Annotated in this window: 10 protein-coding genes and 1 tRNA gene; 2 read left to right on the forward strand and 9 right to left on the reverse strand. The window is 73.5% G+C overall.

The window, feature by feature from the left end; translation table 11 throughout:
- Nucleotides 1-159 precede the first annotated feature (159 nt).
- Nucleotides 160-233: transfer RNA gene (locus L1885_RS05375), tRNA-Ile, on the forward strand.
- Between the two features lie 175 nt (nucleotides 234-408).
- Here L1885_RS05375 and L1885_RS28830 read toward each other — a convergent pair.
- The 6 genes from L1885_RS28830 to L1885_RS05400 all read right to left on the reverse strand — a co-directional run bounded on the left by L1885_RS28830 (nucleotide 409) and on the right by L1885_RS05400 (nucleotide 8,362).
- Nucleotides 409-531, reverse strand: a complete 123-nt coding sequence (locus tag L1885_RS28830; protein WP_268983653.1) for a hypothetical protein — start codon at nucleotides 529-531, stop codon at nucleotides 409-411.
- Nucleotides 532-906: 375 nt separating this feature from the next.
- Nucleotides 907-1,335 (reverse strand): type II toxin-antitoxin system HicB family antitoxin, encoded by a 429-nt coding sequence (locus L1885_RS05380; RefSeq protein ID WP_235795805.1) that lies wholly within the window; start codon nucleotides 1,333-1,335, stop codon nucleotides 907-909.
- A gap of 65 nt (nucleotides 1,336-1,400) precedes the next feature.
- The gene (locus tag L1885_RS05385) at nucleotides 1,401-1,598 is read right to left on the reverse strand and encodes a hypothetical protein (protein ID WP_235795806.1); all 198 of its coding nucleotides are present in this window, start codon (nucleotides 1,596-1,598) and stop codon (nucleotides 1,401-1,403) included.
- 179 nt (nucleotides 1,599-1,777) lie between these two features.
- Complete coding sequence (locus tag L1885_RS05390) at nucleotides 1,778-4,210, reverse strand: ATP-binding cassette domain-containing protein (RefSeq protein WP_235795807.1); 2,433 nt, start codon at nucleotides 4,208-4,210, stop codon at nucleotides 1,778-1,780.
- Between the two features lie 304 nt (nucleotides 4,211-4,514).
- Nucleotides 4,515-7,298: an NPCBM/NEW2 domain-containing protein gene (locus L1885_RS05395; RefSeq protein WP_235795808.1), complete on the reverse strand. Its 2,784-nt coding sequence runs from the start codon at nucleotides 7,296-7,298 to the stop codon at nucleotides 4,515-4,517.
- Between the two features lie 299 nt (nucleotides 7,299-7,597).
- The gene (locus tag L1885_RS05400) at nucleotides 7,598-8,362 is read right to left on the reverse strand and encodes a helix-turn-helix domain-containing protein (RefSeq protein WP_235795809.1); all 765 of its coding nucleotides are present in this window, start codon (nucleotides 8,360-8,362) and stop codon (nucleotides 7,598-7,600) included.
- Nucleotides 8,363-8,914: 552 nt separating this feature from the next.
- Here L1885_RS05400 and L1885_RS05410 point away from each other — a divergent pair.
- Complete coding sequence (locus L1885_RS05410; protein ID WP_235795812.1) at nucleotides 8,915-10,477, forward strand: phytoene desaturase family protein; 1,563 nt, start codon at nucleotides 8,915-8,917, stop codon at nucleotides 10,475-10,477.
- Nucleotides 10,478-10,598: 121 nt separating this feature from the next.
- Here L1885_RS05410 and L1885_RS05415 read toward each other — a convergent pair whose 3' ends face one another.
- Genes L1885_RS05415 through L1885_RS05425 form a run of 3 tightly spaced genes read right to left on the reverse strand, consistent with a single transcriptional unit; the run spans nucleotide 10,599 to nucleotide 12,249 of the window.
- Complete coding sequence (locus L1885_RS05415; protein WP_235795810.1) at nucleotides 10,599-10,964, reverse strand: hypothetical protein; 366 nt, start codon at nucleotides 10,962-10,964, stop codon at nucleotides 10,599-10,601.
- The gene (locus tag L1885_RS05420) at nucleotides 10,961-11,734 is read right to left on the reverse strand and encodes a hypothetical protein (protein ID WP_235795811.1); all 774 of its coding nucleotides are present in this window, start codon (nucleotides 11,732-11,734) and stop codon (nucleotides 10,961-10,963) included. Before L1885_RS05420 ends, L1885_RS05415 begins: the two co-directional genes overlap by 4 nt.
- Entirely contained in the window at nucleotides 11,725-12,249 is a 525-nt protein-coding gene (locus L1885_RS05425) for an RNA polymerase sigma factor (protein WP_308117278.1), read from the reverse strand. The genes L1885_RS05420 and L1885_RS05425 overlap by 10 nt, the downstream gene beginning before the upstream one ends.
- Between the last annotated feature and the right edge of the window lie 72 nt (nucleotides 12,250-12,321).

A 12,321-nucleotide genomic window follows, 5' to 3' on the forward strand; every position in this document is an offset into this window, starting at 1 on the left:
AAAGGACCCTTCGGGGTCCTTTTTGCTGTGCCCCGGAACCGGGCGCCACGCAGCGCGGTCCTCCACGTCGGAGCATGCAGGCCAGCCGAGGCAGGAGATCGTATGACCGGCTATGCTGCGGCAGACGGCGCGTACACATGTACGCGACGCGCCGTGATGGGGGCGGTAGCTCAGCCGGTTAGAGCAGCGGACTCATAATCCGTCGGCCGTGGGTTCGAGTCCCACCCGCCCCACCTCGAACGGACGTACGGAAAGTCCTTGAGGTCTGCGTTCAGTCCTTGAGTCTCCGAGATTGACGGAGGCTTTCACGTTCATCTGCCGGCCCGCTGCCGGCCCGAACGATAAATGATCAAGACATGCGAGAGCCCCGGCCGCCGTGGTGGCGACCGGGGCTCGGCGTCGTGGCGCTCAGTCCTCGTCGGGCTCAGGGACGACGAGCCCTCGCACGGGGCCGTCGGCGGGGCGCCGCTCGGCGTTCGCCTGGCTCAGCGTCTCCACAAGCTCCTCGTAGCGGGGATTGATCCACTCCATGTCCCTGCTCCTTCTTCGGTGCCGGGCAGCCTACTCGGGCGCCCGCCACGTGTATCTCTCGAAGGCCCCGCCCGGAGTGGGGCCTTCGCCATGTCCGGGCGCGGGGCGCAGTGGTCACGGGTACCGGGGGCTGAGGCCGAGGTCCGCGGGCGGGCCCGGCGGTTACCCGGCGGGGCTTGGCAGTCCCTTCCAGGGTTACTTCATCGCCACTAGCACCAGCACCAGCACCAGCCGGGGCCCAGGGTGGCCAGGATGGTCGGGCATGGACCGCTGGTAAGGCGGTGCACGCCGCGTATCAGGAGGTCGCCGCCGGAGTCTCCGGGCCGGCAACTGGTCCGGCTGGTAGCGCGTGAACCATCACTCGCGTCATACCTGTCAGGCGGCGAGGGGCTTCTTCTTGGTGTTTCTGTCCGGTGCCTTGGGCGCGAGCTGGGCAATGCGCTGGTGTGTGACGCCGAGCATGCGTCCGGCCTCGGCCTGGGTCAGCCCGAGGCCGACGAGGGTCCTTGCTGCTCGTGTCATCGCTGCGCGGCGGCGCTTCTCCGCCTCTTGCACGGCGGCATCGGCCTCTTCGGCCTCCCGCACGACCTCGAACATCGCCGGGTCGGCGGGGACGAGGTCGACGGTGTAGGCAGCCGGATCGTCCTCGATGTCCAGGACGAGACTGACCAGGTCCCGGGCGTTCTCGTGGGCCTCGGTCCAGGTGAGGCCCTGTGTGACGTTCTGTTCTCCCTCTGGGAGGCCGTCGACGCGCACGACCCAGAAGCGACCCTGACGCTCTGCTGTTGCCTTGTGCGTGGTCATTCAGTGCGCCCCTTTTTCGCTCAGTTCGATGGTGTGGAGACGGTGGCCCGGACGGCCGAGCGAGCTTACGCCCCCTCGGCCGTCCGGATGATCGATTCGGCGGTGCCCTCCGCGATCTCGGAGTGCCGAGGGACATGGACTTTGACGGCGCCGATCTTGTAGGTCTCGTGCCGCCCGCGTCCGCTGCCTTCCGGCCCCGTGAAGTCAACCTCCTTCTCAGCTGCGACCTGCTTCAGCCGTTTCATGAGGTCTCTTCGCTTCACGCACAAATTCTATGCTGACTTGAGTCCGAGCTCAAGTCGGATTTGAGTCGAACTGGTCCTGCCCCACTGGAAGCCTCCGAACCGTGGCGGCGTTCCCCGGTTCCCTTCGGGCAGCGGCTCACGTTTCCGAGATCCCCACGGCTTCAACGGCCCCCGCCCCCGACCGCTCCCGCCGCCCCTCAGGCCCCGACGTACGCGGCCAGGTGCTCGCCCGTCAGGGTGGAGCGGGCCGCGACGAGGTCCGCCGGGGTGCCCTCGAAGACGACGCGGCCGCCGTCGTGGCCCGCGCCGGGACCGAGGTCGACGATCCAGTCGGCGTGCGCCATGACCGCCTGGTGGTGCTCCACGACGATCACCGACTTCCCGGAGTCGACGAGCCGGTCGAGCAGGCCGAGCAGTTGCTCGACGTCGGCGAGGTGGAGGCCCGCGGTGGGCTCGTCGAGCAGGTAGACGTCGCCCTTGCCCGCCATCTGCGTGGCCAGCTTGAGGCGCTGGCGCTCGCCGCCGGACAGCGTGGTGAGCGGCTGCCCGAGCCGGAGGTAGCCGAGTCCGACGTCGGCGAGGCGGCCGAGCACCGCGTGCGCGGCCTTCGCGTGCGTCGCCGCGCCGGCCTCCGCGGCCCCGCGGCCGCCCGCCCGGAAGAATTCCTCCGCCTCCGCCACGGACATCGCGAGGACCTCGCTGATGTCGTGCCCGCCGAGGCGGTACTGCAGGACGGACGCCAGGAACCGCTTCCCGTCGCACTCCTCGCAGGTGGTGGCGACGCCCGCCATCATCGCGAGGTCCGTGTAGAGGACCCCCGCGCCGTTGCAGGCGGGGCAGGCGCCCTCGGAGTTGGCGCTGAACAGCGCCGGCTTCACGCCGTTGACCTTCGCGAAGGCCTTGCGGACCGGGTCGAGCAGCCCGCTGTACGTCGCCGGGTTGCTGCGCCGCGAGCCGCGGATGGGCCCCTGGCCGATCGCGACCACCCCGGCCCCCGCCCCCGGCACGTCCACGAGCGATCCGTACAGCAGCGAGCTCTTGCCCGAGCCGGCGATGCCGGTGACGACCGTGAGCACGCCGAGCGGGAGGTCGACGTCCACGTCGCGCAGGTTGTGCGCGTTCGCGCCGCGGATCGCCAGCGCCCCGGTGGGCTTGCGCGGCGACTCCTTGAGCGCGGCGCGGTCGTCGAGGTGGCGGCCGGTGAGCGTGCCCGCGCCGCGCAGGGCCTCGACGCTGCCCTCGAAGCAGACGCTCCCGCCCTCCGAGCCCGCGCCCGGTCCGAGGTCGACGACGTGGTCGGCCACGGCGATCACCTCGGGCTTGTGCTCGACGACGAGGACCGTGTTGCCCTTGTCGCGCAGCCGCAGCAGCAGGCCGTTCATCCGCTGGATGTCGTGCGGGTGCAGCCCCGTGGTGGGTTCGTCGAAGACGTACGTCACGTCGGTGAGCGAGGAGCCGAGGTGGCGGATCATCTTGACGCGCTGCGCCTCGCCGCCCGAGAGCGTGCCCGAGGGCCGGTCGAGCGAGAGGTAGCCGAGGCCGATCTCCACGAACGAGTCGAGCGTCCCCCCGAGCGAGGCCAGCAGCGGCGCCACCGTGGGCTCGTCCAGCCCGCGCACCCACCGAGCGAGGTCGCTGATCTGCATCGCGCAGGCGTCCGCGATGTTGATCCCGCCGATCATCGACGAGCGGGCGTTCTCGCTGAGCCGGGTACCGCCGCAGTCGGGGCAGGACGTGAAGGCGACCGCCTCTTCGACGAAGGCGCGGATGTGCGGCTGCAGCGCCTCCGGATCCTTGGAGAGGAACGACTTCTGGATCTTCGGGACCAGCCCCTCGTAGGTGAGGTTGATGCCGTTGATCTTGATCTTGGTCGGCTCGCGGTGCAGGAAGTCCCGCAGCTCGCGCTCGCTGTAGTCGCGGATCGGCTTGTGCGGGTCGAGAAAGCCCGACTCCGTGAACATGCGGCCGGTCCAGTGGCCGTCGGCCTTGTAGCCGGGGACGGTGATCGCGCCCTCGGCGAGCGACTTGTCCTCGTCGTACAGCCGGCGCAGATCGATGTCGGAGACCGTGCCGCGGCCCTCGCAGCGCACGCACATGCCGCCGGTGCGGCTGAAGGTCTGCTTCACCGTCCGGCTGCCGCCGCGCTCCACCGTGATGGCGCCGCTCGCCCTCACCGAGGGCACGTTGAAGGCGAACGCGCCGGGCGGGCCCGCGTACGGCTGCCCGAGGCGGCTGAAGAGGATGCGGAGCATCGCGTTGGCGTCGGTGGCGGTGCCGACCGTGGAGCGGGAGTCGGCCCCCATGCGCTGCTGGTCGACGATGATCGCCGTCGTCAGCCCCTCCAGCACGTCGACCTCGGGGCGCGCGAGGGTGGGCATGAAGCCCTGGACGAAGGTGCTGTACGTCTCGTTGATCAGCCGCTGCGACTCGGCCGCGATCGTGCCGAACACGAGGGAGCTCTTGCCCGACCCCGAGACCCCGGTGAACACCGTGAGCCGGTGCTTCGGGATCTCGACGCTGACGTCCTTGAGGTTGTTCTCGCGCGCCCCGTGCACGCGGATCAGGCCGTGGCCGTCCGCGGCGTGCGGCGACGGCGGGGGCGGGTTCTCCGTCCTCGTGGCCCTGCTCATCCTGACTCCATCCGTGGGGCCGGGCCGCTCCGCGGTGGTCCCCGCACGTCGCCCGGCCGCTCGTGTCGGCCCCGAGCAGTACACCCGATCGGACGTCGGCACACCAGCCGCGGCCGGTGGGTGAGGTGGTCCCGGTGGGTCTGGTGAGTCAGGCGGTACGGGCGGGTGGCCCCCCGCCGGCGGCGGTACGGCCGGGTGTACCCCCGCCGGGATCGGCGCGGGCCGCCCCCGAAACCCCCGAAGCCCCCGGAGCCGCCGCCCGGGGCAGACGGACGGCGGCGGCTCCGCGGGCTGCCCCGCCGGGTCAGCCGGTGCAGGTCAGCGTCGGCGCGGCCCAGTCGCCGTGGTCGTAGGCGTTGCCGTCGCCGGCGTCGCCCACCACGAGGTCCAGCGTCTGCACGCCGCTCACGTCCGCGGTCAGCTTCTGCGCCGGATCGCCGCCCTTGACGGTCTTCGTGGACGCCAGGGTCTTGCCGTCGCCGACGACGCTGAACGTCATGGAGCCCTGGTTGCCGGCGTCGTCGTCGTTGCCGACGGTCGAGCTGAACGACGAGCACGCGCCGCCGAGGTAGACGGTGACGTCGCTGACCGCGTTGGTGCCGAGGCCCTTGGCGTAGACGGTGCCGCCGATGGTCAGGGGCGTTCCGTCGTCCGGGTTGGTGCCGCCCACCGACTGGTCGCGTTCGACCGGGCCCCAGCCGTTCGTGGACGCCACGAAGTCGAGGCTGCTGACGTCGGTGACGCCCGAGGGCGGCGGCGGGTTCGTGACCGCCACCTGGGTGTCCTGGCGCAGCCACTGCGCCACACCGCCCCGCGCGTAGGTCGCGGTCGCGCCGATGTCCGCCGTGGACGCCTTGTCGGTGGGCGCGGTCAGCGTCCACGTCGCTACGGCGCTGTGACCTGGTGCGACCTCGCCGAACACCTGCGGCTGCCCGTCGAACGTGAACCCGGGCGCCGTGAGGCCGATCGTGATCCCCTCGGCCTTCCCGGCGTGCGCCGGCACGGAGAACGTCGCGGTCACGTCCACCGGCTTGCCGCGCCGGACGCTCTTCGCCGAGGGCGTGAGCGCCAGTTGTGCGGAGGGCCGGGCGGCGGCGGTCTTCTGGAAGGACAGGTTGTCGAACTGGTCGGTGTCGTACGAGGTGAGCCCGAGCCCGCCCTGGCCGGCGGTGTAGCTGCCGTCGTGCGCGACGCCCACGTCCTTGCCGTCCACGGACGCGGTGATCGTCGAGCCGCTGAAGGACAGCCCGAGCCGGTGCCAGGTGCCCGTGCCGAGCGGGGTGGTCGCGGAGCGGGAGAGCACCGTGCGCACACCGTTCGCGTCGCTCTTGAGGATCGTCCACACGCCGGTGTCGCTGATCTGGAAGAGGTAACCCTGCTGGTGGGACTGCGGACGGTTCTGGAGCCCGGCGCGGCCGATCAGCTCGACCGTCCCCGGCCGCGCCAGCTCCACGTCGGAGTGGAGCGAGTAGTCGCTCCAGGTGGGGTCGCCGACCAGGGTGAACGCGTCACTGTCGTCCTGCCACTCGATCGGCTTGGTGGCCGCCATCTGCTGGAGGCACATCCCGCGGCGCCCGGCGGCGCACTTCTGCACCTCGAACGAGCCCTGCATGTCGGAGAGGTACCGCGCCTCGGTGCCCGCCGCGTCGTGGTCGTAGGTGTCCGTGTAGGGGAGCGCCAGCGGGTGGGCGGCGGGGGCCGTCGCCGTGCCCTTGCCCTGGCCGGTGGTGGTGGTGACGGTGTAGATGTAGCCGGGCCTCATGGTCAGGGAGTACGCGCCGCCGCTCGGGCGGATGTCCTCGGTGTGGACGAACTCGGTGGCCGGGCTCGGGTGGTTCACGTCGGTGGCCCAGACGTGCACGGTGCCCGTCGACAGCCCCCCGGTGACGGAGAAGTGAGCGGTCTGCGTGTCGGTGGCCGACGTCGTCTCCAGGACCGTGGAGTAGTCCTTGCCGCCGGGGGACCGCAGGGTGACGTAGCTGCCGTTGGACTCGCTGCCGCCGAGGTGTCCCGACGCGGAGTCCACGAACGACCAGCCCGGCTGGGCGAATTGGGTGACCTGGGCGGTGGCCCAGGTGTTCGCGCCCACGGAGTAGTTGCCCGACCAGGGGGAGCCGGCGGTGGCCAGGCCCACCGTCGAGTACGGCAGATTGGGGTAGATCGCCGCCAGCAGCGGCCAGTTGAAGTAGCTCGTCATCTTCGCGTCGACGTAGCCGCGTGTGATCGAGCGGATCAGCGCGGGCGCGCCGGTGTTCATGTCCTGCGAGCCGTTCTCGGACGCCCACAGCGGTTTGCCGCTGTCCTGCGCGGTCTGCGTGCTGGAACAGGTGTCGGCGGGGCCGCCGTCGCCCTGGCACGGGTAGTGCGCGCCGATGATGGACACCGCCTTGCCGAACGCCGGGTCCTTCGCCATGTCGTCCGCGACGTCCCAGCCGCTGTCGTCCGCCACGAGGCGCACCCGGGAGTACCCGGCGGCGTCGAGCGCGGAGCGCAGCCGGACGTACCAGCCGGCGTCGTGCCCGCGTTCGTTCCAGCCGCCGAGGTACTCGATGTCCAGGCCGTGCTGCTTGGCGCAACCCAGCCAGGTGATCAGGTAGTCGATGGTGTCGGTGGACCAGAAGCCGCCGTCGATCCAGCCGGGTGCGGCCCAGGCGAGCCCGTACAGCCCGATGTGCGGGTTGCGCTTCTTCGCCTGCTCGGCGAGCCAGAACTCGTAGCCCGCGTCGCAGTCGACCTTGCCCTTGGTGTGCTCGATCGACGGCTCGGAGCCGTCGGTGGAGTTGGCGTCGCCGCCGATCTCGAGCTTCAGCAGCTGGAGGTTCGCCCCGTAGCCGGGCTTGAAGAGGTAGTCGAGGATCTGCTTCTGCTGGGCGGCCGGATAGTCGGTCAGCAGGCGCGAATTACCGCCGCCGCCGCTGATCGCGCCGATGCCGTCGAAGGTGCGGCCGCCCTTGCCGCCGTCGATGCCGATCGACGTGTCGGGGGCGGCGTGGGCCGGGGCCGCCGTCGTCGCGGTCAGCAACGCGGCGAGCAGGACGAGCACCCACAGGGGGGTGAGTCTCCACACGAGAGGCAGCACACGGGGCATGGCGGACGCCCTTCACCAGAGGAGGATGGTGGCCAGTGTCCCTACGTGTTGAATATTCGGTCAATACCGCGAACAAAGAAACAGAATCAAACATCGGTCGATCAACTTCAGGGCCGGGCCCCGGGGTTCGCGAGACTCCGGCGGTGCGGGGACACCGGCGGCGCGAGGGGCTCCGGCGGCGCGGAGGCGCGCGGGATGCGCGGGGATGCGCGGGGATGCGCGGGGGTACGGGGAAAGGTTCGCCGGGCGGACCGGGGACTCGGGCGGCCGGGGGCTTGAGGCGGGGCGGGGGAGCGGCGTCAGGCGGGCGGGAGGCCGCCCCCGGGGCGCGGGCTCCTCCGTCGAGGCGGGCCGGGAGCGGCCGTGTCCGTCGGGGCCGGTCGTGACAGCTCCGTGGCGATCCGGCCGGCGGTCCGCCGCGTGGCCCGGACCACGTGGTCGGCGATGCCCTCTTCGCGCGGCAGCATCAGGGAGACCGCGCCCGTGTCCGACCGGGACAGGCGCAGCGGAGCGGCGACGCAGCTGACCCTCGGGTCCACGTCCCCGATGTCGATCACGGGGCTCAGGTCGCCGGCGCGTGCCTGCGCGTGCGCCCGGGCCGTGGCGAGGCGCGCCGCGGGCAGGCCGATGGCCGCGAGGTGCTCGTCGTCCATCGGGCCGGGGCGGGGCTCGAACGCGACCGGGCGGCTGCCGGGGAGCACGTCCAGCACCAGCCGGCGGCCCCCGATGTCGACGCTCAGCGCGACCAGACCGCCCGTCGCCCGGGCCAGATCCATGAGCGGCCGCTGAGCCACTTCGCGCAAGCGGGGCTCGCCCGGGACCTGGGTCCCGAGCTCCATGATCACGGGGCCCAGTCGCCAGCCGTCGGCGGTGTGTTCGGCGGCGCCGGCGAGCCGGAGCTGCCCGAGCAGGCGGGTGACGGTGGTGCGGGGCAGGCCGGACGCCCGCTCCAGCTCGCTGACGCGTGCGGTGCCGAGCCGGCGCAGGCAGCCGAGCAGCGTGAAGGCCGTCGAGACGACCGAGCGAGGCGGCCCGGCCGAGCTTCCGCTGTCCGCCGCTCCCATGGTCGAATCGTCCCACTCGCGCCGGAAAGTGACCACTCTGCGGTCGGACCGGTGATCGTCACCGCCGGGACGACCGCTCGCCGGTCGCCGCGGCGCGGGCGACGGTCCGCGTTCCTAGCGTCGGTGGACATGAGCGACTTTCCAGACACAGCGCGAGTCCTGCAAGCATCCGGAGCGTCGGCCGCACGGGAGGCGCCGGGCGCCCCCGTCGCACCGGCCGCGGCAGAGGTACCGGGCACACCACACGCACCGCGCGCACCGCGCGCACCGGGCACACCACGCGTCCCCGGCACTCCGCACCCATCGGACACGGCGCAGGCACCCGGCACACCACCCGCGCCGGGCGCAGCACACACACCAGGAACACCACGCACCCCAGGTACACCACACGCGCCGGGCACACCGGACGCCCCCCGGGCGTCAGGGGCCTCTCCCGTACCCGTCTCCACCCGTACGGCGAAGACCTCGGCGGCCCCGGAAGCCCGGGAAACCTCGGGGACCCCCAGAATCCCGGAGGTCCCGGGGACACCCGAGGCCGCGGATGTCGTCTTCGTGGGCGCGGGCCACCACGCCCTGGTCGCGGCGGCCCTCCTCCTCGACGCCGGGCGGAGCGTGTGCCTGCTGGACCGGATGCCCCGGCCCGGTGGCTTCGTCGGGACCAGGGAGCTCGGCGCCCCCGGTTTCCTGCACGACGTCTGGTCGGCGGCGCACCCCGGCTTCGTCGGCGGGCCGGTGTGGGCGGAACTCGGTCCCCATCTCGCGCGCCACGGACTGGAGTACGTCACGGCGCCGCTGTCCACCGGCTCCTCCCTGCCGGACGGGCGGGCGGCGGTGGCCCCCGTCGACCGGGACGCGTTCGCGAAGGAGCTGGAGCGGCTCGGCGAGAAGGGCCGCTGGGACCGGCTGTTCGATGCCGTCGGCCCCCATCTCCCCGAGCTCTTCGGGTTGTTCGCGGCCGGCCTGGACGAGCCGGGTGCGGTGGCGACCCTCGACCGCATCATCGACGGCAGCCGGGACGGGGCGGTCCCCTTCGGGAGGCTCATCGCCGGGAACGCCCGCGACTTCGTGACCGAGCACTTCGCGACGGAGGAACTGCGCTCCCTCGCGGCGCCGTGGCCGCTGCACTTCGGGGCGGGGCCGAGGGAGCCGGTGGGAGCGCTGTGGACGGTGTTCGCCCTGGCCGCGCTCGCCGGGGGCAACCCGACCCCGGTCGGCGGCAGCGGCCGGCTCGCCGAGGCCCTGACCTCCCTCGTCACCGAACGGGGCGGCGACACGTACTGCGGTGTGGACGTCGACGAGATCCTCGTGCGCGACGGCAGGGGCGTCGGCGTGCGCACCGCGGACGGAACGGTGGTCCGGGCGCGGGAGGCCGTCGTCGTGTCCACGACCCCCGACCTCCTCTACGGCCGGCTGCTGCGGAACGCCCCCGGTGTGCCCTCGGGCGTGCGCGCGCAGGCATCGGCCTACCGCTACCGGCGCGGCTGCTTCCAGATGAACCTGGCGCTGTCCGCGCGGCCGCACTTCCTCGACGGCCGGCTGGACGCGGGCGGGTGCCTCAACCTGGGGCGGGGCCTCGACGCCCTCGACACGTCGGTGCGGCAGGCCGACGCGGGGCTGCTGCCCGAGCACCCCTCCGTCGCCTGGCACGAGCCGACCGCCGTCGACCCGACGCGGGCCCCGGAGGGCCGGGCAGTGGTGCGGCTGCAGGTCCTCGACGTCCCGGCCCGGCCGATGGGCGACGCGGCGGGCACCGGTCTCGGCGCCGGTGGCTGGAGCGCGGCGACGGCGGAGGCCTTCGCCGACCGGGTCCTCGCAGAGACGGAGCCGCACGTGCCCGGTCTGACGGCGCTGGTGCACGAGCGGCATCTCACCACCCCCGCCGACCTGGCCCGGCAGAACCCCAACGCCGGGCCCGGAGACCACGCCGCGGGATCGAACGCGCTGGACCAGGCGCTGACCCAGCGGCCCGTACCGGCGCACCGGGGCGGCTACCGCACGGCCGTCCCGGGCGTCTGGCAGATCGGCGCGGCGACCTGGCCCATGGCCGGTGTCAGCGGACTGTCCGGCCGCGCCGTCGCCCGGTCCCTCATCGGCGGAGCCGCGGACCGCGGGTGAGGCGGCGGGGCGGGCGCCGCCTCACGCCCGAGAGGGGGAGCCCGAGAAGGGGAGAGAGGGTGGAGCGCGCGAGAGGGGGCAGGAGGGCGGAGCGCGAGCGACGGGCCCGCTGCCACGAGGTTCACCGGGCGCGGGTGTCGATGCGGGTCACCTCGACGGTCACGTCCACCGGCGCCTCCGCCTCCAGGTCCGCGAGGTGCGAGCCGACCCGCGTCCGTACGCTGTCGCGCACGTCCCGTGCGGCATCCAGCGCGCGGCGCCCGTCGTCCAGTACACACCGCACCTCCAGATGCCAGGTCCCGCTCCGGCGGTCGTGCCGTGCCCTCACCCCGGCCTCGTGCGACGGCGCCTCGCGCCGGGCCGGCACGCGGTGCGCCGCGTCCGCGAGGGAACGGCGCAGGGTGCGCTGCAGGCCGGTCACGCCGGGAACGGCCAGCGCCGCCCGCGCCGCGACGCGGGGCACCTCGACTCCCTCGGGAACGCTCATGTCGCGCCCCCGCTCCTGCCCCCGCTCCCGCCCTCGTCCCCGCTTCCCCCGCCCCCGCCCTCGTCACCGCTCCACCCGCGCCGTTCCGGGGCCGGGAGCCTTCCGTACCGCCCGTCCTGACCCTCCGCGCCGGCCGGCCCGCCCGTCTCGGCAGTTCCCTCGCCGGGCTCCAGCACCGACACGATCCGCACGTCGACGCGGCCCGGCGTGAAGCCGATGGTCCGCCGTGCGGTCCGTGCCACCACCCGCCGCACCTCGTCCGCCCGCTCGGTCAGGGGCGCGTCGAGCGACGCGGCCAGCGTCAGGGCGATGTCCGTCCGCGGGCCGTCCGCGCGGGGCAGCAGCCGGCAGCCCGCGGCGCGCACGCCGGGGACCCCGTCGGCGGCCCGGCGCAGGACGGCGGCCGCCGCCGTCTCGGCGATCCGCAGCGAAAGGTCGGCACCGTCCAGCGGCAGCAGCCGCCCGAACCGTCCCTCGGCACGCACCGCCCGCATCACCCGTTCCGCGACGCCGTGCCCGCTGGGCCGGTCCGAGCGCAGGGCGCGCACGGCGGTGTCGAGCGCCGTCAGGTCCGCAACGGCCTGCCGGCAGTACGGGCAGCCGGCCGCGTGAGTATCGGGCCGGGCCCCGCCGTCCCGCGCACGCTCCCACACCTCGCGCACGAGGCGGCCGCAGGGCAGCCGTTCGTCTCCCGAGAGGCCCTTCCCCGGCCCCCGGACCTCGGTCGTCCCGCCGCCCCGCCGCGTGGCGCCCGCATCGCCTAGCGCCATGACGCCATCTCCTTCATGAGGTTGCACCGGGCCCGGAACAGCCGACCCCGCACGGTCTGTTCGCTCGTGCCCACGGTCTGCGCTATCTCCCCGTACGACAGGCCCTCCAGCTCCCGCAGGATCCAGCAGGCCCGCTGGTCGGCGCGGAGCCTGCGCACGGCGGCCGCCAGCGCCTCCTTCGTGGCGGCGCTCTCGGCGGCACGGGCCGGCTGGCTCGCCGTGTCGCGCGTGGCCGGCTCGGCGACCGAGTCCAGCGGTTCCGTGCGCGGCCGCGCACGGAGGACGCTCAGGCAGCGGTTGGTCACGATGCGGTACATCCAGGTGCGGAACACCGCGTCGCCGCGGAAGTCCGGCAGTCGCCGCCAGGCCCCCACCAGGGCGTCCTGCACGGCCTCCTCCGCGTCGGCCCGGTCGCCCAGCAGGCCCTGGGCCAGGGCGAGCAGCCCAGGCCCGTGCCGCTGCACCAGCACCGCGAACGCGTCGTCGTCGCCGTCGGCGGCCCGCGCGACCAGCACCTCGTCGTCGAGGCCCGCGAGATCGGCGAGGCCCGCGCCCGGGCGGGCGGCGACGCGCGCCCGTCCCGCGCC

The sequence above is a fragment of the Streptomyces fuscigenes genome, from assembly GCF_021556455.1.
Taxonomy (GTDB): Bacteria; Actinomycetota; Actinomycetes; order Streptomycetales; family Streptomycetaceae; genus Streptomyces; species Streptomyces fuscigenes.